Annotated in this window: 19 protein-coding genes; 10 read left to right on the top strand and 9 right to left on the bottom strand. The window is 62.4% G+C overall.

Annotated features, from left to right (window positions below):
- Positions 1 to 79: 79 nt before the first annotated feature.
- Positions 80 to 319, bottom strand: coding sequence for a hypothetical protein (locus AC1DLV_RS24925; protein WP_476802727.1), 240 nt, complete (start codon positions 317 to 319; stop codon positions 80 to 82).
- 43 nt (positions 320 to 362) lie between these two features.
- Positions 363 to 656: a hypothetical protein gene (locus tag AC1DLV_RS24920; RefSeq protein WP_476783191.1), complete on the bottom strand. Its 294-nt coding sequence runs from the start codon at positions 654 to 656 to the stop codon at positions 363 to 365.
- A gap of 212 nt (positions 657 to 868) precedes the next feature.
- Between AC1DLV_RS24920 and AC1DLV_RS24915 the strand changes: the two genes are divergently transcribed.
- Positions 869 to 1,585 (top strand): response regulator, encoded by a 717-nt coding sequence (locus tag AC1DLV_RS24915; protein WP_476802726.1) that lies wholly within the window; start codon positions 869 to 871, stop codon positions 1,583 to 1,585.
- Entirely contained in the window at positions 1,582 to 3,015 is a 1,434-nt protein-coding gene (locus AC1DLV_RS24910) for an ATP-binding protein (protein ID WP_476802725.1), read from the top strand. The genes AC1DLV_RS24915 and AC1DLV_RS24910 overlap by 4 nt, the downstream gene beginning before the upstream one ends.
- Before the next feature lie 2 nt (positions 3,016 to 3,017).
- On the opposite strand, the gene AC1DLV_RS24905 is transcribed toward AC1DLV_RS24910, so the two are convergent.
- Positions 3,018 to 3,224, bottom strand: a complete 207-nt coding sequence (locus AC1DLV_RS24905; protein ID WP_476802724.1) for a hypothetical protein — start codon at positions 3,222 to 3,224, stop codon at positions 3,018 to 3,020.
- Between the two features lie 145 nt (positions 3,225 to 3,369).
- Positions 3,370 to 4,053 (bottom strand): GNAT family N-acetyltransferase, encoded by a 684-nt coding sequence (locus tag AC1DLV_RS24900; RefSeq protein ID WP_476802723.1) that lies wholly within the window; start codon positions 4,051 to 4,053, stop codon positions 3,370 to 3,372.
- Between the two features lie 83 nt (positions 4,054 to 4,136).
- Between AC1DLV_RS24900 and AC1DLV_RS24895 the strand changes: the two genes are divergently transcribed.
- Positions 4,137 to 5,321 (top strand): pyridoxal phosphate-dependent aminotransferase, encoded by a 1,185-nt coding sequence (locus AC1DLV_RS24895; RefSeq protein ID WP_476802722.1) that lies wholly within the window; start codon positions 4,137 to 4,139, stop codon positions 5,319 to 5,321.
- 9 nt (positions 5,322 to 5,330) lie between these two features.
- On the opposite strand, the gene AC1DLV_RS24890 is transcribed toward AC1DLV_RS24895, so the two are convergent.
- The 3 genes from AC1DLV_RS24890 to trhO all read right to left on the bottom strand — a co-directional run bounded on the left by AC1DLV_RS24890 (position 5,331) and on the right by trhO (position 8,162).
- Positions 5,331 to 6,086, bottom strand: a complete 756-nt coding sequence (locus AC1DLV_RS24890) for an SDR family oxidoreductase (RefSeq protein ID WP_476802721.1) — start codon at positions 6,084 to 6,086, stop codon at positions 5,331 to 5,333.
- Between the two features lie 298 nt (positions 6,087 to 6,384).
- Complete coding sequence (locus AC1DLV_RS24885; RefSeq protein ID WP_476802720.1) at positions 6,385 to 7,131, bottom strand: tellurite resistance TerB family protein; 747 nt, start codon at positions 7,129 to 7,131, stop codon at positions 6,385 to 6,387.
- Between the two features lie 101 nt (positions 7,132 to 7,232).
- The gene (gene trhO / locus AC1DLV_RS24880) at positions 7,233 to 8,162 is read right to left on the bottom strand and encodes an oxygen-dependent tRNA uridine(34) hydroxylase TrhO (protein WP_476802719.1); all 930 of its coding nucleotides are present in this window, start codon (positions 8,160 to 8,162) and stop codon (positions 7,233 to 7,235) included.
- 174 nt (positions 8,163 to 8,336) lie between these two features.
- Here trhO and AC1DLV_RS24875 point away from each other — a divergent pair, with 174 nt between their 5' ends.
- On the top strand, positions 8,337 to 9,203 hold the full coding sequence (locus tag AC1DLV_RS24875) for an N-acetylmuramidase domain-containing protein (RefSeq protein WP_476802718.1): 867 nt from the start codon (positions 8,337 to 8,339) through the stop codon (positions 9,201 to 9,203).
- Positions 9,204 to 9,317: 114 nt separating this feature from the next.
- On the top strand, positions 9,318 to 9,959 hold the full coding sequence (locus AC1DLV_RS24870) for a 2-dehydro-3-deoxy-phosphogluconate aldolase (protein WP_476802717.1): 642 nt from the start codon (positions 9,318 to 9,320) through the stop codon (positions 9,957 to 9,959).
- 105 nt (positions 9,960 to 10,064) lie between these two features.
- Here AC1DLV_RS24870 and mepK read toward each other — a convergent pair whose 3' ends face one another.
- Both mepK and AC1DLV_RS24860 read right to left on the bottom strand, forming a co-directional pair.
- Entirely contained in the window at positions 10,065 to 11,849 is a 1,785-nt protein-coding gene (gene mepK, locus AC1DLV_RS24865) for a peptidoglycan L,D-endopeptidase MepK (RefSeq protein WP_476802742.1), read from the bottom strand.
- A 291-nt stretch (positions 11,850 to 12,140) separates the two neighbouring features.
- Positions 12,141 to 13,649: a sigma-54-dependent transcriptional regulator gene (locus AC1DLV_RS24860; RefSeq protein ID WP_476802716.1), complete on the bottom strand. Its 1,509-nt coding sequence runs from the start codon at positions 13,647 to 13,649 to the stop codon at positions 12,141 to 12,143.
- Between the two features lie 142 nt (positions 13,650 to 13,791).
- Here AC1DLV_RS24860 and AC1DLV_RS24855 point away from each other — a divergent pair, with 142 nt between their 5' ends.
- From AC1DLV_RS24855 to AC1DLV_RS24835, 5 genes are all read left to right on the top strand, one after another.
- A complete protein-coding gene (locus AC1DLV_RS24855) occupies positions 13,792 to 15,627 on the top strand; it encodes a M3 family oligoendopeptidase (RefSeq protein WP_476802715.1) in 1,836 nt (611 codons plus the stop codon).
- A gap of 30 nt (positions 15,628 to 15,657) precedes the next feature.
- Positions 15,658 to 16,812 carry an aminodeoxychorismate synthase component I gene (locus tag AC1DLV_RS24850; protein WP_476802714.1) on the top strand — a complete coding sequence of 385 codons (1,155 nt, stop codon included), beginning with the start codon at positions 15,658 to 15,660 and terminating at the stop codon, positions 16,810 to 16,812.
- Positions 16,761 to 17,426, top strand: coding sequence for an aminotransferase class IV family protein (locus AC1DLV_RS24845; RefSeq protein WP_476802713.1), 666 nt, complete (start codon positions 16,761 to 16,763; stop codon positions 17,424 to 17,426). Before AC1DLV_RS24850 ends, AC1DLV_RS24845 begins: the two co-directional genes overlap by 52 nt.
- A 74-nt stretch (positions 17,427 to 17,500) precedes the next feature.
- Positions 17,501 to 18,424 carry a heme-dependent oxidative N-demethylase family protein gene (locus AC1DLV_RS24840; protein ID WP_476802712.1) on the top strand — a complete coding sequence of 308 codons (924 nt, stop codon included), beginning with the start codon at positions 17,501 to 17,503 and terminating at the stop codon, positions 18,422 to 18,424.
- Positions 18,425 to 18,564: 140 nt separating this feature from the next.
- Positions 18,565 to 20,010, top strand: coding sequence for a homospermidine synthase (locus tag AC1DLV_RS24835; protein WP_476802711.1), 1,446 nt, complete (start codon positions 18,565 to 18,567; stop codon positions 20,008 to 20,010).
- The last annotated feature ends 32 nt before the right edge of the window (positions 20,011 to 20,042 follow it).

Below are 20,042 nucleotides of genomic sequence, written 5' to 3'. Positions count from 1 at the left end.
CGGCGCAAAAGAAATCCGCCCTGGAGTTGCGGCTACCAGGGCGGATTTGTTCGAACCACGTCCTGCGTGGCGTCGAATGTTACATCGTGGACTTCTTGGGCGCAGCAGTCGCCGTGCTGTGCTTCTTGTGCTTCTTGGTGGTCTTGTGAGTCGGCTTCTTCTGGGAAACCTTCTTCACCGGTGGCTTCGCGGTCGTCGCGCCGGCAGCCGGGGCGGTGTAGCCGGCAGCGCTTGCCGAGCTTGCGGTCAGAACGGGAGCGGAGAAGGCGACAGCAACGGCCAGGCCGAGGGCGGTCAGGAGGGGCTTGTTGATGTTCATAATCAGTTTCCTTTTGCACAAGGGCCTGGTTTGAGTTGGCCGATCAGGGTTCGATCGGCTGCACTCCAAGCATCTTCAGTGCTATCGCATAGGCGCGGATGCCCTGGGCCTGCTGTTTGCCGGCACAGAATTTCATCGCCTTTTTCTGAAGAGCTTTCGCTTCGGCGGCCCGTTTTGCCTCTGCGTGTTCGGTGATTTCTTGAGCGAACTGCTGTTGCAGCCTGTCACAACGTTCGGTTCTGCTGATTGTCCCCTTCGGTTGCGGCTGGGTGCTGGCCGCGCCTAGCGAAAGGGCTGCAAGCAGAACGATCGTCGAACTGGTCGCAAGCTTTCGCATGTCGTTTTCGGCACCCGTGGTTAAGCAACACGGCTGTTATCGCTGACCGACTTGTCGGCTAGTTTTCCCGTTTGCAGAGTTTTGTTTCTGGATTGTAACTGCCGAATTCGGTGCATCAGCGCGCCTGGTTCGCTGGTCAAATCGGGGCGCGGACCTTATTTTGCCAAGGTCCGGGCCGATCCCCACTCAGCACAACAGTGGAAGCAAATGAATTGAAAGCCGACGCCCACATTCTGATCGTCGACGACGACAAGGAAATCCGCGACCTGCTTCAGGAATTTTTCCAAAAGCATGGCATGCGCGTGTCGATAGCCCGCGACGACGACGAGATGCAGGCAGCACTTCGCCGCGCACCCGTCGACCTGATCATCCTCGACGTCATGCTGCCGGGCAAAAGCGGCCTCGACATCTGCCGCGACCTGCGCACCCATTCCAAGATACCGATCATCATGCTGACGGCGGTCACCGAGACGATCGACCGCGTCGTCGGACTGGAGATGGGCGCTGACGATTACGTGCCGAAACCCTTCGACCCCCGCGAACTGCTGGCCCGCGCGCGCGCCGTGCTGCGTCGGCCTAGCGCTGCGGGTGCCGCCCACCGCCCGATGCCGCAGATCTACAAATTCGCCGGCTGGACGCTTGATGCCTCGCGGCGCAGGCTGCTCAGGCCCGACGAGGTGCGGGTCGAGCTGACCACCGCCGAATTCAACCTGCTCCACACACTGGTAAGAAGCGCGCAGCGCGTATTGAGCCGCGAGCAACTGGTGGAACTGTCCAACCAGAACGGCGACTACAGCTACGACCGCAGCGTCGACATCCTGGTGAGCCGCCTGCGGCGCAAGATGGAAGACGATCCGCGTTCACCCAAGCTGGTGCTGACAGTGCGCGGCGGCGGCTATCAATTCGTGCCAGAGGTTGTTGCCGAATGAAATGGCTCCTGCCGCGGTCGCTGCCGGCCTGGGTCCTGCTGATCGTCATTGCCGGGCTGCTGGCCATCATGGTTTCGACGCTGTCCATCGTTTCGCGCGAACGCGTCGCCTCAAACAATGTGCTCGACCTGCTCCGGCTCAACGACAGGGCGCTGTCGCTCACCAAGCTGATGTATGCCGAAGAACCGGCCGATCGCACCCGCATCGCCGCCGGTCTGTCGGTACCGCCGCATGTGCTGAGCACATCGGATGAGCCGGCGATCACCTCGTCGATCCCAGCCGACGACGACATGGCAGAACTCGAAGACATCATCGTTGGCCGGCTGTCGAAATACGGCGTCGAGGAAGCGCGGGTGCGGCGCGAGACGGCACAAGCGCGGCCGAGCCAGAACGCGACACAGCCAGACGAGAGCATGGGCAGTGTCGAGAAGGAACTGGTCGACCTGTCTTCCGACTTCACCAACTCCGACACGCTGATCGCCTCGATCGAATTCAAGGACGGGCAGTGGCTCAACTTCACCATGCAGGCCACACCGCTCAGCCCCATTCTCAATGCCGATAGCCTGCCGCTCTACGGATCGGTGGCAGCCCTTGTGGTGGCGCTTTCGATCTGGTCTCTGCGCCGTCTGACTGCGCCATACCGTGCGCTCGAAAGTGCCGTCCGGCGTATCGGCATGGACCTCAAAAGCCCGCCGCTGCCGGAATGGGGCAGCAGCGAATACAAATCGGCGGCCCGCGCGGTGAACACCATGCAGGCGCGATTACGCGAATATGTCGAGGACCGCGAACTGCTCGCTGCGGCACTTGCGCATGATCTGAGGACACCACTTACGCGCATCCGCTTGCGCCTGGAATTGCTGCGCAATTCTCCGTTGCGCACCGCACTGATGAACAATCTGGCCGACATCGAGGCGATCTCGGCTTCGGTCCTCGACTTCGCAACCTTCGAAGCCAAGGGCGAGACATCCGAGCGGATCGATTTCTGGTCGCTTGTCGATTCGATCGCCGACGGCAACCCGCATGTCGTCTTCGATGGCGCCCGCAGCCATGCCCGCGGGCTTACCTGCTACGGCCAAGCCATCGCTTTGCGCCGATGCGTGTCGAATCTCGTCGACAATGCCGTGAAATATGGTGGCAAGGCGCGTCTTGCCTTGTCGCGCGATGCGGACCGCATCCTGCTGACCATCGACGATTCCGGACCGGGCATACCCGAGGCCCAGATGGAGGCGATCTTCCGGCCGTTTACCCGTCTTGAAGCCTCTCGCAACCGCCAGACCGGCGGTTTTGGGCTAGGCCTGACGATCGCCCGCAATATCGCGCGCCGCTTTGGCGGCGACGTGACGCTGAAGAACAGAGCCGATGGTGGCGGCTTGCGCGCAGAGCTGACGATCCCGCTGGCCCAGGCGGCACAGCCGATGCCAGCCAAATAGGATCAGTTGCCGTTTCTGCGCTGGCTGCGGCCGCGCAGCCAGAACACGCCGAAGAAGCCGAGCACGAAGAACACCCCAACGATGCCGGCGGCGACCGTCGAATAATTGCCGACCGCCAGCATGATCTTCGGCAGGAAGAACGCGGCAACGCCGAAAATGATCATGATGCAGGCAGCAGCGACGGCGGCTTGGCGGTTGTTGGTGTCCATCGGCAAATTCCTGATGTTGCGGGTTCAAGGCCCGGCGAAGCTGAACGTCATAGCGCTCGCTGGCCCATCAGCCAACGCGTCAATGCCGGTTCCTTTGTCGCATGCGCGATTCGAGCAGCCCCAGTAACGCGTCGACTGCTGCCTGTCAGGCACCGAATTCGGCTCGGAAATCCTCAAGCTTGCGCTTCTGCTGGCCCGCGGCATCGAAATTTGCCGGGGCAAGCCAGGCTTCATACGCTTGCTTCAATGCCGGCCATTCCTTGTCGAGGATCGAATACCAGGCGGTGTCGCGGTTTTCGCCCTTGGCGACCATGTGCTGGCGGAAGATGCCCTCGAACTTGAAGCCGAAACGTTCGGCGGCACGTTTTGACGGCTCGTTGCGGTTATTGCATTTCCATTCGTAGCGACGGTAGCCGAGATCGAAGATGTAGCGCGCAAACAGGAATTGCGCCTCGGTCGCCGCCGGCTTGCGGGAGATGACATCGCTCCAGTAGATGTTGCCGATCTCGATGACGCCGTGCGCGGGATCGATGCGCATCAGCGTCTGGCGCCCGGCCATCTTGCCGCTCGCCTTGACGATGACGACAAAAAACAGCGGGTCCTCGCTCGCCGCCGACTTTTCGAGCCAGGGTTGGAACTCGGCACGCGTCTGCGGCTTGGTATCGAAAAGCCAGCGGAAGCGGCCCTCGGCATCCTGGGCTGTGGCCATCTCGTAGAGGCGTTCGCCGTGTTTTGCCGCATCGAGCGGTTCAAGGCTGACATAGCGACCATCGAGCACGACGCGCTCGGGGCGCGGGCGCGGCTTCCAGTCCTGCAGGTTGTCGGTCAACGATCTCTCCAATTCGTTTGACATGGCCGTTCGGACTCTCGCAAAAATCAACAGCCACCGAAAGAACCAGACGGATACCCGCAATGCTCCAAACGATTGCCGCCTTCGACCGCCTTGGTGAAGAAAACGCATTTGCCGTCCTGGCGCGCGCCACGGCACTTCTCCACCAGGGGCGCGACATCGTCAATCTCGGCATCGGCCAGCCGGATTTCCGCACGCCCGAGCATATTGTGGAAGCAGCGATCAAGGCGCTGCGCGACGGCCATCACGGCTACACGCCCGCCAACGGTCTTTTGGCGACACGCGAAGCGGTGGTGCGGCGAACGCTGACGACGACAGGCGTGGAAGTGTCGCCGGAAAGCGTGATGATCATGCCTGGTGGCAAGCCGACGATGTTCGCCGCGATCCTGATGTTCGGCGAACCGGGTACGGAAATCCTTTACCCTGACCCCGGTTTCCCGATCTATCGCTCGATGATCGAGTTCACCGGAGCGGTACCGGTACCGGTGCCGATGCGAGAGGCCAACGGCTTTGCCTTTTCGGCGGAGGAAACGCTTGCGCTGATCACGCCCAAGACGCGGCTCCTGATCCTGAATTCGCCGGCCAACCCGACCGGCGGAGTGACGCCTCGCACGGAGATCGCCAAGCTGGTGAAAGGGCTGGAAGCCCATCCCCATGTCGCTGTCATGTCCGACGAGATCTACGACGTCATGACGTATGACGGCGAGCAACACAGCTCGCTGCTGAGTTTTCCTGAAATCCGCGACCGGCTGATCATCCTCAACGGCTGGTCGAAGACCTGGGCGATGACCGGCTGGCGCATGGGCTGGTCGATCTGGCCGAACGGACCACAAGGCGGCCATCTCTACGACAAGGTGCGCAAGCTCGCGGTCAATTGCTGGTCATGCGTCAACGCGCCGAGCCAATATGCCGGCATCGCCGCGATCGACGGCCCGCAGGACGACGTCGAGCGTATGATGCGTGCCTTCGACAACAGGCGAAAGATCGTCGTCGAGGGTCTAAACGCCATCCCCGGCATTTCCTGCATCACGCCAAAGGGCGCTTTCTATGCCTTCCCGAACGTCGAAAAGACCGGCTGGAAGGCCAAGCAGCTCGCCTCTGCGTTGCTGGAGGAAGCCGGTGTCGCGCTGATCGGGGGCCCGGATTTCGGCATACTTGGCGAGGGCTATATAAGGCTGTCCTACGCCAACTCCGAAGAAAACATCCTGCGCGCGCTGGAGCGCATCGAGGCGTTTTTGGCGAAGTGACCGGGCGCTTCAACCGCGCCCGACATAAGGCATCTTTGTCGCCATCACGGTCATGAACAGCACGTTGGCGTCGAGCGGTAGGCCGGCCATGTAGACGACGGCCTCGGCGACACGGGCGACGTCCATCACAGCCTCTGCTGCGATCGAGCCGTCGGCCTGCTGGACGCCAATGGTCATCGGCAACGCCATCTCGGTCAGCGCATTGCCGATGTCGATCTGGCCGCAGGCGATGTCGAAGGGCCGGCCATCGAGCGCCAGCGTCTTGGTGAGGCCGGTGATGGCGTGCTTGGTGGTGGTATAGGGCACCGAGCCGGGGCGCGGTGCATGGGCCGAGACGGAACCGTTGTTGATGATACGGCCGCCCATCGGCTCTTGCCTGCGCATCGCAGCGAAAGCTGCGCGCGAGCATAAGAATGAGCCTGTCAGATTGACAGCGACGACCTCGTTCCAGGCTTCGACCGGGATTTCGTCGATGGTGGACGCCTTGTAGCCCATGCCGGCATTGTTGAAGAGCAGGTCGACACGGCCAAAAGCCTCGGTGATCGTCTCGAACATGTCGTCGACCTGCTCAGGCTTGGTGACATCGCAGACGACGGCCAGCGCCTTGGCGTCTGTCTTGCCCGCATCGCGGATCGCCTCGTCCAGCGTATGCTTGCTGCGGCCGCAGAAAACCGTGTTCCAGCCATCGTGGAGCAATGCGGTCGCCACCGCCTTGCCGATGCCCTTGCCAGCACCTGTGACCACCGCAACCCTGTTGCTCGACATGATGAAGCCCTCCCCGCGCATGGCCAACCGCCGGCGGGCGATCTTTCGTAGCGGTGTCAATTTTAGAGCGCCAGCTCAAGCAAAACCAGCGTGGTTTTGCTTGATGGTCCATTCGGAGATGTCGGGAAAGTCAGACAAAAAGGGCGGTCATTGGCGACCGCCCAGTTTTAAATCGAACCGTGCTTGGGAGGAGGAGAGCCGATCCGAATGAGGAAAGGATGCGCCTGGTCGGTTAACAAATCCTTAACGCGAAAAGCAGCCTTTTAGCGGCTGACAGGCCCCCTCGCCGCAGGCCGCCTCACCAGCGCGGATTGACGTGCGGATTGGCGGAGGCTTCTACCGGCACCTTGACGCTCGAAATGGTTGCCTCGACGTGGTCGATAAGCGCGTCCGGCAGCTTCAGACGGCCCGCGAGCAGATCGAGATAGCCGCGCTCGGCGCGGGTGTCAGGATCGATCGCAAGGCGCGAGGCGGTGTAGAGCTCGACCTTCTGCGCGTCGGTCTGGGCTGCGGCCACGAGCGCGTCGAGATCCAGCGGCGCGTCGAGTTCGGCGTTCAGAAACTGCGCAGCCTCGGAATCGATGCCCGACAGGCTGAGCCTGTCGCCGATCTTCTTGCGTTCCTCGTCGTCGATATGGCCGTCGGCCTTGGCGGCGGCGATCATGGCGCGGATCAGCGTCAGGGCGAACTCGGTCTCGCCCTGCGGCGCCTGGGCCGGATGGAAGGAATTGTCGGCCGGTGGCGGCAGAAGCTGCGTATCAGGATTGGTGCTGGCGGTGGCGTCTGGCGCGTTGCCGGCCTTGTAGTTCTGGTAGGCCTTGTAGGCGAGGCCACCGATGGCGGCGAGACCGCCGACCTTCAGCGCGGTGCCGGTGACCTGGCGGCCGGTGCCGGTGCCAAGCAGCACGGCAACCAGCGCGCCTGCGGCCAGCGGATTGTCCTTGGCGAGCTGCGTCGCCTGCCCAGCCTTGTCGCGCACAGTGGAACCGGTGCCTGGGATCGTGGAGCCGAGGAGATCGTTGAGCAGCTTCTTGGGATCGAACATGGGTGCCTCCGGTTTGGAATGTCGGTCGCCGTGAGGTAGGCGGACGAAGGCGACATTACAATGACATCAGCCAATTTGGCGAGGCCGTCGGAGACTGAACGTCAACTTCCGATGTGGGGTGCTATGCCGCGTTTTTCGGCGAGTTCGACCTGCTTGTGGCGTTCGGCGTAGCGGGCGCGGTCCTCTTCTGTGCGGGCATCATGGCAATGCGGGCACGAAACGCCTGGTACAAATTTCGGCGACAAAAGCTCTTCCGGCATCAGCGGGTGCCGGCAGGCGCGGCACAGCTCGGCTTCGCCAACGGCCAAGCCATGGGAAACCGACACACGCTCGTCAAAAACGAAGCACTCGCCCTGCCACAGGCTCTCTTCGGCCGGCACCGCTTCGAGATATTTGAGGATGCCGCCCTTGAGGTGGAAGACGTCGTCGATGCCGAGCGACTTCACATAGGCGGTTGCCTTTTCGCAGCGAATGCCGCCGGTGCAAAACATCGCCACCTTGCGGCCTTCGAGTTCGGCGCGGTGGTTCTCGACCCAGGCCGGAAACTCGCGGAAACTCTTGGTCTGCGGGTCGACGGCACCGGAGAACGTGCCGATCGACACCTCATAGTCGTTGCGGGTGTCGACAAGGATGGTGTCGGGATCGGAGATGAGCGCGTTCCACGCATCCGCCTCGACATAAGCGCCGACGCTGGCGAGCGGGTCGATGCCCTCGACGCCCATGGTGACGATCTCGCTCTTGAGCCGCACCTTCATGCGGTGGAACGGCATGTCTTCGGCGGCACTGTATTTCACCTCGAGCCCGGTGAACTCCGGCATGGCTTCGAGATAGGCGATGAGTTCGGCAATCGCCTGCTCGGTGCCGGCGACGGTGCCGTTGATGCCCTCACGGGCGAGCAGCAGCGTGCCTTTGATGCCGCGGGCGCAGCAGAAGGCGGCGATCGGCGCGCGCAAAGCCTCGAAACCCTCAAGCCGGCAGAAGCGGTAGAGGGCGGCAACACGGAAATGGGGTGCAGGCGTGGAGAGATTCATGGCGAGAGCCCCTAGCGCCTTGGCTCGCAATTTTCAATGCGGCGCGGAAAAGCCAATGATTACAGATCGTTGCCGAATTGTCGTGACGACGGCTTCAGGCCAGATGCAAATATATTTATCCACGCCTGCCAAAGTCGGGCGACAATTGCACTGACGAAAGGGAGTGTGAGGCGCATGTTCAGCAGGCAGACGGCGACGGAAATCGAAAAGGCGGCCAAGGAATTCGGGCTCGAACCGGCGGCATTGCTTGCCATCGCCGAGATCGAGAGTGCCGGCCAGGTGTTTGCCAAGATCGATGGCCGAAACGAGCCTCTGATCCGCTTCGAGGGCCATTATTTCGACCGCAGGCTTTCCGGCGACAAACAAGACAGGGCGCGAGGCGCAGGTCTCGCCTCGCCGACTGCTGGCGTGGTCGCCAACCCACGCGCCCAGGCGGCACGCTGGCAGATGCTCGACCAGGCGGCTGAAATCGACCACCAGGCCGCCTATGAGTCGACCTCGTGGGGCCTCGGCCAGGTGATGGGCGCGCACTGGCTATGGCTCGGCTTCGACAATGTCGACGCCCTGGTCAACGAGGCACGCGCCGGAGCCGCCGGCCAGGCCCGGCTGATGGCACGCTACATTCAAAAAGCAGGCCTCACCGACGCGCTCAACGCGCATGACTGGGAGGCGGTGGGCCACGGCTACAATGGCCCCGGTTTTCGAAAGAACGCATACCACCTCAAGTTGGCGAAGGCGTACGACAGACAAATCAGCGGCCCTGCCCCCGGCGACTTGCTGATGACGGTCGGCTCGCGCGGCGAGCTCGTCACCGAGCTTCAGGAAGCGCTTGTCGCATTGGGCTATTCGGTCGACACCGACGGTATCTTCGGCCCTGGCACGGCAGCTGCGGTCAAGAAGTTCCAAAAGGACCATGGCCTGGCCGCCGATGGCATCGCCGGCGAACGTACCCAGGCCACTCTCAAGAAGGCGCTGCAGCCGGCAGGCGGATTTTGGCAGACATTGAAAACTTGGCTGGCGAAGCTTTTCGGCGGATCGTAGGGCACCGTGTGTCCCGCTGCTGGGTAGCCCGCAACACCATGTCGCTGCTGGCTTCGTGGACTTGAAATGCGCGGTCTGTTAAATCGGTTGAAAATTGACAATGGAGCGAATGCCATGACCAGCAAAACCCAGAAACTGCTTGCGCTGCTGGATGGCCAGCCAGTCATTCCGGTGCTGAAGATCGAGCGCGCCGCCGATGCCGTGCCGCTTGCCCGCGCGCTTGCACGGGGCGGCCTCAAGGCAATCGAAATCACGCTCAGGACCGACGGAGCGCTGGAATGCATCCGCCGCGTCGCCGCCGAGGTCGAGGACTGCATCGTCGGCGCCGGCACCGTCCTGAATGCCCGCCAATTCGACGAGGCGGCTGCCGCAGGCTCGAAATTCATCGTCAGCCCCGGCGCGACACGCGAACTGATGGCCCACGCCGCCCCCAGCGACGTCCCGCTGCTTCCCGGCATGATCACGCCTGGCGAGATCATGGCCGCGCTAGAAGCCGGCCTCGACTTCGTGAAATTCTTCCCGGCCGAACAGGCTGGTGGCGCGCCTTTCCTCAAGGCCTTGGCTTCGCCCTTCGCCGGGGTAAAGTTCTGCCCGACCGGCGGCATCTCGGCGAAGAACGCCAAGGATTATCTCAGCCTGCCGAATGTCGTGTGCGTCGGTGGCTCGTGGGTCGCGCCCGACGACATGGTCAAGGCGGGCGACTGGGCCGGCATCGAGGCGCTCGCCGCCGAGGCAAACAAGCTGCGCAAGAACTGAGGCGCGATTTTCCCCCTCCCCCTTGGGGGAGAAGAAAAGTGCCCGAAAAATCAAAAAAGCCGCGCTGGTTGCCCAGCGCGGCTTTTTTGTTGTTCGGTTTGTCGATCAGTTCGTCGCGAAGCGAGCGACCGAGAGGAACTTGACGGCACTGCCCGAGAAGCGGTGAGCTTCGGTAGCTTGATTGCCCTGCTGGAAGCCGGCCGTGTAGACTTCCTTCGGCGCGGTACGCACCATGTTGTAAGCAAAGCCCGGAGCCTTGGTGTTGGTCGTGACCGTGATGACCTGAGCGCCGCTGCGCAATGCCCAGCGTGCGGAATCGGGTGCTGCGGCGACGACGACAGCCTTGGGCTCAGGCTTGGCTTCCTGGGCGAGAGGACGTGCCGACTTGCGCGTGGTCTTGACGTTACCACCGATGGCAACCGCAGGATCGGTACCGGCCGAGGCTGTAGCGATCGCGCTCTTGGGCGTGGCAACGGCCACCGCTTCAGGCTGATCGAACACTGAACGCTGCTCCGGCCGAGGTGCGAGGGCAGCAACTTCGAGTTCTGCCTGGCTGCCCTCGTCTTCAGTCGGAATGTCGTTGGCAGCAGCCAAGGCGGCTTCAACGGTCATGTCCTGCGGACGCGCCGAAGGCAGCGGAGCCCTGACATTGGTAGCAATCGCCGGTGCATCGTCGGTCGATGCAAGCGCCATCAGAACGCTCTCGTTCTCAGGCTTGAGTTCTACAGGCGGCGTGTAGTTCGGACGCCAGCTCGGCAGCGGCACGTTAGCGGCAATCTGCTGTTCGACCGGAGTGGGCCGCTCGCTTTCGGCGAGCGGAGCCGATGCTGCACCGAACGGCACGTTCTCGGCGGTCGCCGAGACGACCTCGGCCTGCGGCCGCGGCGCGACACCCGGCAGCGGAACGCTGCGTGCGGGAAGGGCTGCGATGATGGTCTCAGGCGCCTGCTCGGCCGGTGCCTGGTCGGCAACCTGCGGCAGCTCGGCGCGCTGGGCATTCTCAGGCGAAACGATCTGGATGCCCGGCTGGGCCCTGGCAACCGGCGCGGATGCCACGACCTGGGTCGGCGCCTTCTTGGGGGCAACCGCCGCAATCGTGCTCTCGCCGGTATCTTCTTCCTCGTCGGCACCGCCACCGCCAAACAGCGCAGCAAACAGGCCGCCACGCTTGGCAGGCGAAGCGCTGGCCATGACCAGATCGCCGCTGCTCTTGCGAGCCTGATAGGAAGCGAGCGCCTGCTCGAAGCCAGGCAACGGCTTGCCGTCGCTCGGCACATGCAGCGTCTTGCCCGACGGGAACACCGCGACCAGTTCCTGGCGGCTCATGCGCGGCCAATGGCGCACATTACCGACGTCCATGTGGACGAAGGGCGAACCAGAACGCGGATAATAACCGACGCCGCCGGCCTGGACGCGCAGGCCCGCATCACGCAGCTTCTTGAGCGGAACACCTGGAATGTAGAAGTCCATCGCCTTGCCGAGCATGTGCTGGCTTTTTTCGGCAACGCCGTTCGAGCGGCTGCGCAGCAGCGAATTGGTCGCCGGCGAACGATAGGCGGAAACGACGCTGATATAGCCGGTGGCCCCGACCGAGCGATAGGATTCCCAGACGACGTCGAACAGACGGGGGTCCATCTTGGTCGGCTCGTTGCGGCGCCAATCGCGCAGGAACTGGTTGAGTTTCTTCAGTCCGGCAGCATCGTATCTGCCGTTGCGCTTGAACGTGATCTCAGCCTTCTCGCCCGTGTGGGTATAGAAAAGCTTGAGCGTCCGCGTCTCGGCGGAGGCGGTGGCCTGAGAAGCTGTCACGAAACCAAAAGCCAGCGCAGCGGCCGTAAGCCACTTCTGCCAAACGTTTAACTTCGAGCGACGCCCTTCGGTGTTCTCGATCCTGTTCAAATCAAAAGGCCCTGTTAGGCTGCCATCTGTCCCCGGATTTGAGCCCGGACACGCTTACGAATTCGCGTCCGAATATCGATCCTAATGGTTAATCACTGATTATTGAAGCCGAAATGCGGTAACACCATGGCGATATCCCCGCAAAACGGAAGCCCCGATTTTTATGGTAAACCGCTGGTTTAAACCACAAAAATAGCGATTAACAAATATCTGCGCCACCGCAGATTCATGCGGCCCGCAAGCGACACGCAAGCTTTAATTCAGTTCCGCTGAAGAAAAGCGTCAGGACGCGAGTCGCACGCTGCGTCCGGTCTCAGGATCGATTCCGTATTCCTTGAGCTTGCGGTACAGCGTCGAGCGACCGATTCCCAACCGTCGCGCAACCTCGCTCATCTGGCCATTGTAGTGATCGATGGCGAGCCGGATCATTTCGAGTTCGACATCGGCGAGCAGGCGTACATTGCCACGTTCGTCGAGCGCCCGCAGCATGCCCGGCCGGGTTCGTTCAGGCGCCTGCGACAGCACTGGGGTGGGGACAGAAACTCTTTCGGCAACGGTGTCGGCGACGGCCGGCGCAGCGTTGCCACCAAGGTCGACCACGCCTTCGACCTGGGCGCGGATCTGCGGGAACTCGTCTTCGGTGAGCAAATCGCCCTCAGACAGCACGCAGGCACGGAATATGGCGTTTTCCAACTGCCGGATATTGCCCGGCCAGTCATAGGCCTGAAGCAGGGCCAGCGCATTTTCCGAGATCATCGGGATTCTGCCATGCGGGCTTGCCGGGGCGACGCGGGAAATGAAATGGCTGACAAGCAGCGGAATGTCGTCGCGGCGCTCGCGCAGCGGCGGCACGAAGATCGGATAGACGTTAAGGCGGTAAAACAGGTCCTCGCGGAACTTGCCGTCCTTGACCTGCTGCAGAAGGTTGCGGTGCGTCGCCGAGATCAGCCGGATGTCGACCTTGACCGTTGAGCGGCCGCCAACGGGATCGACCTCCCCTTCCTGCACGGCGCGCAACAGCTTGACCTGCACGTCGAGCGGCAGGTCGCCGATTTCGTCGAGGAACAAGGTTCCCTTGTTGGCTTCGACAAACTTGCCCGGGTGCTTGTCGGTCGCGCCGGTGAACGAGCCCTTCTCATGGCCAAACAGGATGCTTTCGACCAGATTGTCGGGGATCGCACCGCAATTGACCGTGACGAAGGGCTTCGAGCGCCTGTCGCCGGAGCCCTGGATGGCGCGCGCCACGAGTTCCTTGCCGACGCCGGATTCGCCCTCGATCAGGATCGGAATGTTCGATGCCGACGCCTTCTGGCCGAGCCGGATGACCCGGTCCATCGCCGGGCTTCGGGTGATCATGTCGCGGAAGGTGAGCAAGCCGCTACCGCGACGCGCGGTGCGCCGCACCTCGCCCCCGACCGCCTCGACCTTGAGCGCATTGGCGATGGCGGCCTGGAGCTTGTCCGGCGAGGCCGGCTTGACCACGAAATCGAAGGCGCCGTTGCGCATCGCCGAGACCACGGTCTCGATACCGCCTTGCGCTGTCTGGACGATGACCGGAATGACCATGCCGCGTTCGCGCATCGCCTTGAGCACGCCGATACCGTCGAGACCAGGCATGGACAGGTCGAGGATGATCACACCGATGTCGCCGCCGAGCGGGCCGTCGAGCACGCGCAACGCCGCCTCGCCGCCATCCGCCACGACAGAGGTGTGGCCGAATTTCGTCACCGCCGCGTCGACTAGGCGACGCTGGACGGGATCGTCATCGACTATGAGAATCGAACCTGCCATGAATGTCCGGAATGTGCCCGTAGCTGCTGTTTGGATGTGGATCATCCTGGCACAGGGTTCTAAATAAGGTTTCAAGAAAGCCGGTGAACGAATCCCTTATGATTTGAACGATCCGGTGCAGGTAAGTGAAGAGGAAGACGCAATGCGTTGGAATTCCGGGCAAGAGATGTCAGCCACCGCCTCCCCCGGGAGTGTGACAGGGCTTGGCGAACTGCCCGAATGGAATCTGGCCGACCTTTATTCAGGCATGGACGCGCCTGAGCTTGTCCGCGACCTCGAAAAGGCCTCGGTCGATGCGGTCGCCTTCGAGAACCGTTGGAAAGGCACGCTTGCGGTCGAAGCCGGCCGTGGTGCCGCAGGCAAGCTTGGCGAAGCGATGCGGACCTATGAGGCGCTGGAAGAACTGGTCGGGCGCGTGGTCTCATATGCCGGGCTGATCTATGCCGGCGACACCTCCGACCCCAAGCGCGCCAAGCTTTACGGCGACGTCCAGGAAAAGATGACCGATGCCAGCGCGCATCTCTTGTTCTTCGCGCTCGAACTCAACCTCGTCGACGACGAACTGATCTTCAAGGCGCTCGATGCCGATCCCGGCTTCGGTCACTACCGCCCTTGGGTGCTCGACCTGCGCATGGACAAGCCCTATCAGCTCGAGGACCGTGTCGAGCAGCTGTTCCACGAGAAGTCGATCACCGGGCGCGGCGCCTGGAACCGGCTGTTCGACGAGACGATGTCCGATTTGCGCTTCGACATCGGCGGCGAGGAACTGACGCTTGAACCGGCACTGAACAAGCTTCAGGACCCGGACGGTGAAGTCCGCAAGGCAGCATCCGAGGCGCTTGCGGCAACCTTCCGCAAGAACCTGCGCGTCTTCACGCTGATCACCAACACCTTGTCCAAGGACAAGGAGATCTCCGACCGCTGGCGCGGCTTCGAAGACATCGCAGACTCCCGCCACCTCGCTAACCGGGTCGAGCGCGAAGTCGTCGATGCGCTCGCTGCCGCCGTTCGCGAAGCCTATCCGCGCCTGTCGCACCGCTATTATGCGATGAAGGCCAAGTGGTTGGGCGTCGACGTGATGAACCACTGGGATCGCAACGCGCCGCTGCCCGAGACCCCACAGGCAGTCATTGGCTGGGACGAGGCCAAGGATACGGTCTTGACGGCCTACGGCAGTTTCTCGCCCGAGATGGCCGAGATCGCGCGCGACTTCTTCGACCGCCGCTGGATCGACGCGCCGGTGCGCCCCGGCAAGGCGCCGGGTGCCTTCGCGCATCCGACCGTGCCCTCGGCGCACCCTTACGTTTTGCTCAACTACATGGGCAAGCCGCGCGACGTCATGACCCTTGCCCACGAGCTCGGCCATGGCGTGCACCAGGTGCTGGCCGCGGGCCAGGGCGCGCTGATGGCCTCGACACCACTGACGCTGGCCGAGACGGCAAGCGTGTTCGGCGAAATGCTGACCTTCCGCTCGCTGCTCGAGCGCACCACCGACAAGCGTGAGCGCAAGGCGATGCTGGCCCAGAAGGTCGAGGACATGATCAACACGGTCGTGCGCCAGATCGCCTTCTACGAGTTTGAGCGCAAGGTGCATCTGGAGCGCAAGAATGGCGAGTTGACCTCCGACCAGCTCGGCCAGTTCTGGCTCGAGGTGCAGGCCGAGAGCCTGGGGCCTGCGATCAAGCTGCGCGAGGGCTATGAAGTGTTCTGGACCTACATCCCGCACTTCATTCATTCGCCCTTCTACGTCTATGCCTACGCCTTCGGCGACTGCCTGGTGAACTCGCTTTATGCGGTCTACCAGAACGCCGAGAGCGGCTTTCAGGAGAAGTATTTCGAGATGCTGCGCGCCGGTGGCACCAAGCATCACTCCGAGCTTCTGAAGCCATTCGGGCTCGACGCCACCGACCCCGCCTTCTGGCAGAAGGGTCTCGCCGTCATCGGCAACCTCATCGACGAACTGGAAGCGCTGGACTGAGCCCGGCACGATCCCAGGCACGCTGAAATCATGACTGATCTTGCTTCTCCTTTCGTCCTGTTTCGGGACGACCCCGCCGGTCGCGAGGTGCTGTTCGAGGCACCCCGCGAGGTCATTGTCGCGCATGACGCGGCGGACTTTTTTCCTGCCTTGCAAGCAGCCCAGAAGGCGCATGAACAAGGCAAATGGCTGGCCGGCTATTTTTCCTATGAGGCCGGCTATTTGCTTGAGCCGAAGCTTCGGCCGCTTTTGCCCGAGGGGCGGCGCACGCCGCTGATCTGCCTTGGCGTATTCGACCAGCCATCTGACCGCGACCGTACGCCGTCACGCGAGCCCGCCACCAACGGGCCGATCTTCGATGCGCGGGCGACGTGGTCGCAAGCCGATTATGCGCGCCGGTTCGAACGCCTGCACCAGCATTTGCGCCAGGGAGACTGCTACCAGGGGAACTTGACCTTCCCGGTGCATGCGCAATGGTCCGGCCAAGCACTCGACGCCTTCGATGCGCTGATCGCTCGCCAACCGGTGAAGTATGGCGCGCTGGTCTCGCTCGGCGGTCCTGTGGTGCTGTCGCGCTCGCCCGAACTGTTCTTCGAAATCAACAGCGAGGGCTGGATCGAGACGCACCCCATGAAGGGCACCGCCCCGCGCGGCAAGACGCCTGAGGAAGATGCTGAGCTCCGCGACTTCCTGCGCAACGACGAGAAGAACCAGGCGGAAAACCGCATGATCGTCGATCTCCTGCGCAACGACATCTCGCTGATCAGCGAGGTCGGCTCGCTCGACGTGCCCGAGTTGTTCCGCATCGAGAGCTATCCGACCGTGCACCAGATGGTCAGCCGCGTGCGCGCCAAGCTGCTTCCAGGACTTTCCATCGAGCAGGTCTTTGCCGCCCTTTTTCCGTGCGGCTCGATCACTGGCGCACCGAAAATCCGGGCCATGGAAATCCTGCGCGAGTTGGAGGGCACACCACGCGATGTCTATTGCGGCGCGATCGGCTGGATTGCGCCAGGTGGTACGATGCGTTTCAGCGTGGCGATCCGCACCATCACACTGCACCCGGATGGCGAGGCCATCTACAATATCGGCGGCGGCGTCGTCTTCGATTCGACTGCGGAAGCGGAGTATGCGGAATGTCTGTTGAAAGCACGCTTCGCCACGGGCACGGTACCGGCTTCGAGCTGATCGAAACCATGCGCTGGGAGCCGGCGACCGGCTTTCTGCTCGGCGCGCGGCATCTCGCCCGCCTCAAGGCGTCGGCTAAAGCGCTTGGTTTTGCCTTCGACCCGGCATCTGTCGAGCGGGTTCTGCCGCATGCGGTTGGCGGCGACACCGCCCTGCGGGTCCGCCTCGCCCTCTCCCCCGATGGCAGGACCGATGTTACTACCCAGCCATTCAAGCCGCTCGCGCCTGATACTATCTGGACGCTGCGGATCGCCGACGCTAGGCTCGATTCCTCAAATCCGCTGCTCGGCCACAAGACCACGCGCCGCGAGGTTTATGAGCGCGCCCGCGCCGAGTTTTCGCGCAACGAGGCCGACGAGGTCATCCTGCTCAACGAGGCGGGAGACGTCTGCGAAGGCAGCATCACCAGCATCTTTGTCGACATGGGCGATGGCGGTCCGCTGAAAACACCACCGCTTGCCTGCGGCCTGCTCGCCGGCGTGCTGCGCGGGGAAATGGTCGAGAATGGCGAGGCCGTGGAGGCAGCGCTGACCGCCGTCAATCTTTTTGGCGCCGCGAAAATCTGGGTCGGCAACTCGCTACGCGGACTGATTGAGGCAAGGCTGGTCCAATAACCCGACATTGTCGACATCCCCGCTGCGGGCTAAGTCACGACGTCACGACCAGCCACTCAGTCCGACAAGTTACGATGAGCGACAGCCCCACCCACACGCCCTATGACGGTACGTCAAAACCCTTCGCCATCGGCCTCAAGCAGGCCGAGCCGCGCGACTGGATCGAACTCGACGGCCATCTCGAAGCTTATCTCGCCGAAAAAGACCGGCTGTATGGGGAAATCCCAGACAAGGTCTTCGTCGCAGAACCGGAGACGCGCGCGGCGCAACAGGAGGTACTGGACCTGCTTGTCGCGCATCTGCTCGAACGTTTTCCCGATACCTATCGGATGGACGGCGGCCGTTGCATGGTCGCCGGCACGAACCGCGCCATCGACGTCGCAAACCCAGGCGACAACCCGCTCATCGCCGCCTCGAAGCTCATCCAGGAAGACCTGATCCTGATGCGGCGCGGCGAAGACGGCTGGCGGCTCGCGGCCGGCTCGCTGTGCTTTCCGTCCTCGTGGAAGCTGACGGAAAAGTTCGGCCAGCCAATCGACAAGATCCACGGTCCGGTGCCCGATTTCGGTCCCGGCACGCGCATGGCCGAACTGATCTCGCGCATGTTCGACAAGCTCGCCGTGCTGGTCGAACGTTTCAACTGGTCGATCCAGGCCGATGACGCGCTCTACCATCCGTTGTCGGATCGGCAGCGCATCGCAAGGTCAGCCGAAGGTCAATCGAGTTTTCCCGGCAGCGACGTATCGGGCCACGCCTTCATCCGTGTCGAGCGACAGACCTTGAGAAAGCTGCCGGTGTCGGGCGATATCCTGTTCACCATCCGCATCTATCTCGACCCGCTGACGGTGCTTGCTCAGAGCGACGAGCGCCAGCGATTGGCAGCATCCTTCGCCGAACAATTGATGAGCCTCGACCAGCATCAGCTCGACTACAAGGGCCTTGCCGCCGACCGCGAGAGGCTCGTCGAATTCTTGCGCGCCATGGCGAACGCCGGCTAATTATAGCGGCATAACGTCCCCTTCATACAGCATATGGGGCGGCGGATTCGCTTTATTGCAACAAGCCTGTATGGTTTAGCCGTTGAAGTCGGGTCAATCGTGGCCCGGCTCTTTTAGTGCGAGAAGGAGTGCCATAAAAAATGGCGAATGAAAAATGGCCCGTTTATGGTGAGATTACTGGCCCTGTTGTGATGATCGGCTTTGGCTCGATCGGTCGCGGAACGCTCCCCCTCATCGAACGCCATTTCAACTTCGACAAGTCGCGGATGGTGATCATCGATCCCAGCGACGAGAACCGTAAACTCGCGGATGAGCGCGGCATCAAATTCATCCAGGAGGCGGTAACCAAGGACAATTACAAGGAGCTCTTGACGCCCCTGCTGACCAATGGCGGCGGCCAGGGTTTCTGCGTCAATCTCTCGGTCGACACCGGTTCGGTGGACCTGATGCATCTCTGCCGCAAGCTCGGCACACTCTACGTCGACACCGTCATCGAGCCTTGGCTCGGCTTCTATTTCGACAATAACGCCGGCAATGACGAGCGCACCAACTATGCGCTACGCGAAACGCTTCTGGCCGAACGGCGCAAGCATCCAGGCGGCACGACTGCCGTCTCCACCTGCGGCGCCAATCCGGGCATGGTCTCGTGGTTCGTCAAGCAGGCGCTGGTCAATCTGTCCAAGGACCTCGGCATCGAGTTCGAAGAGCCCGCACAGCACGACCGCGAAGGCTGGGCCGCGCTGATGAAGAAGGCTGGCGTCAAGGGCATCCACATCGCCGAGCGCGATACCCAGCGCACCAAGAACCCCAAGCCGATGAACGTGTTCTGGAACACCTGGTCGGTCGAAGGTTTCATCTCAGAGGGACTGCAGCCGGCCGAACTCGGCTGGGGTACGCACGAGACCTGGAAACCCAAGAACGCCAAGAAGTTCAAGCATGGCAACAAGGGCGCGATCTATCTCGAACAGCCTGGCGCCAACACCCGCGTCCGCACCTGGTGCCCGACGCCGGGTCCGCAATACGGGTTCCTCGTGACGCACAATGAGGCGATCTCGATCTCCGACTTCTTCACCGTGCGCTCCAAGAAGGGCAAGGTGACCTACCGGCCGACCTGCCACTATGCCTACCATCCCTGCAACGACGCGGTGCTGTCGATGCATGAGATGTTCGGCGCAGCCGGCAAGCCGCAGCCGGTCCAGCACGTTCTCAACGAAGACGAGCTGGTCGATGGTGTCGACGAGCTCGGCGTGCTGCTTTATGGCCACGAGAAGAACGCCTACTGGTTCGGCTCGCAATTGTCGCTGGAACAGGCACGCAAGCTCGCACCTTACCAGAACGCCACCGGCCTGCAGGTGACCTCGGCCGTGCTCGCCGGCATGGTCTGGGCGCTGGAGAACCCCGAGGCCGGCATCGTCGAGACCGACGAAACCGACTACAGGCGCTGCCTCGAAGTGCAGTTGCCCTATCTCGGACCAGTCAAGGGCTACTACACCGACTGGACGCCTCTCGAAGGCCGCCCTGGCCTGTTTGAGGAAGACCTCGACAGGGATGATCCCTGGCAGTTCCGTAACGTGCTGGTCCGGTAGGGCCAGGCAATACGGGAGTAAGGGAATAGGGG

It is taken from the genome of Aminobacter sp. 01T433 (assembly GCF_056398585.1).
The sequence above is the reverse complement of the archived record's forward strand: the minus strand, read 5'-3'. Positions and strand labels throughout refer to the sequence as shown.

Bases quoted from the DNA above. Each gene is read 5' to 3' on its own strand.
- AC1DLV_RS24925 (WP_476802727.1), bottom strand. From the start codon at position 319: ATGAACATCAACAAGCCCCTCCTGACCGCCCTCGGCCTGGCCGTTGCT.
- AC1DLV_RS24920 (WP_476783191.1), bottom strand. From the start codon at position 656: ATGCGAAAGCTTGCGACCAGTTCGACGATCGTTCTGCTTGCAGCCCTT.
- AC1DLV_RS24910 (WP_476802725.1), top strand. From the start codon at position 1,582: ATGAAATGGCTCCTGCCGCGGTCGCTGCCGGCCTGGGTCCTGCTGATC.
- AC1DLV_RS24905 (WP_476802724.1), bottom strand. From the start codon at position 3,224: ATGGACACCAACAACCGCCAAGCCGCCGTCGCTGCTGCCTGCATCATG.
- AC1DLV_RS24895 (WP_476802722.1), top strand. From the start codon at position 4,137: ATGCTCCAAACGATTGCCGCCTTCGACCGCCTTGGTGAAGAAAACGCA.
- AC1DLV_RS24890 (WP_476802721.1), bottom strand. From the start codon at position 6,086: ATGTCGAGCAACAGGGTTGCGGTGGTCACAGGTGCTGGCAAGGGCATC.
- AC1DLV_RS24885 (WP_476802720.1), bottom strand. From the start codon at position 7,131: ATGTTCGATCCCAAGAAGCTGCTCAACGATCTCCTCGGCTCCACGATC.
- trhO (WP_476802719.1), bottom strand. From the start codon at position 8,162: ATGAATCTCTCCACGCCTGCACCCCATTTCCGTGTTGCCGCCCTCTAC.
- AC1DLV_RS24875 (WP_476802718.1), top strand. From the start codon at position 8,337: ATGTTCAGCAGGCAGACGGCGACGGAAATCGAAAAGGCGGCCAAGGAA.
- AC1DLV_RS24870 (WP_476802717.1), top strand. From the start codon at position 9,318: ATGACCAGCAAAACCCAGAAACTGCTTGCGCTGCTGGATGGCCAGCCA.
- AC1DLV_RS24860 (WP_476802716.1), bottom strand. From the start codon at position 13,649: ATGGCAGGTTCGATTCTCATAGTCGATGACGATCCCGTCCAGCGTCGC.
- AC1DLV_RS24855 (WP_476802715.1), top strand. From the start codon at position 13,792: ATGCGTTGGAATTCCGGGCAAGAGATGTCAGCCACCGCCTCCCCCGGG.
- AC1DLV_RS24850 (WP_476802714.1), top strand. From the start codon at position 15,658: ATGACTGATCTTGCTTCTCCTTTCGTCCTGTTTCGGGACGACCCCGCC.
- AC1DLV_RS24845 (WP_476802713.1), top strand. From the start codon at position 16,761: ATGTCTGTTGAAAGCACGCTTCGCCACGGGCACGGTACCGGCTTCGAG.
- AC1DLV_RS24840 (WP_476802712.1), top strand. From the start codon at position 17,501: ATGAGCGACAGCCCCACCCACACGCCCTATGACGGTACGTCAAAACCC.
- AC1DLV_RS24835 (WP_476802711.1), top strand. From the start codon at position 18,565: ATGGCGAATGAAAAATGGCCCGTTTATGGTGAGATTACTGGCCCTGTT.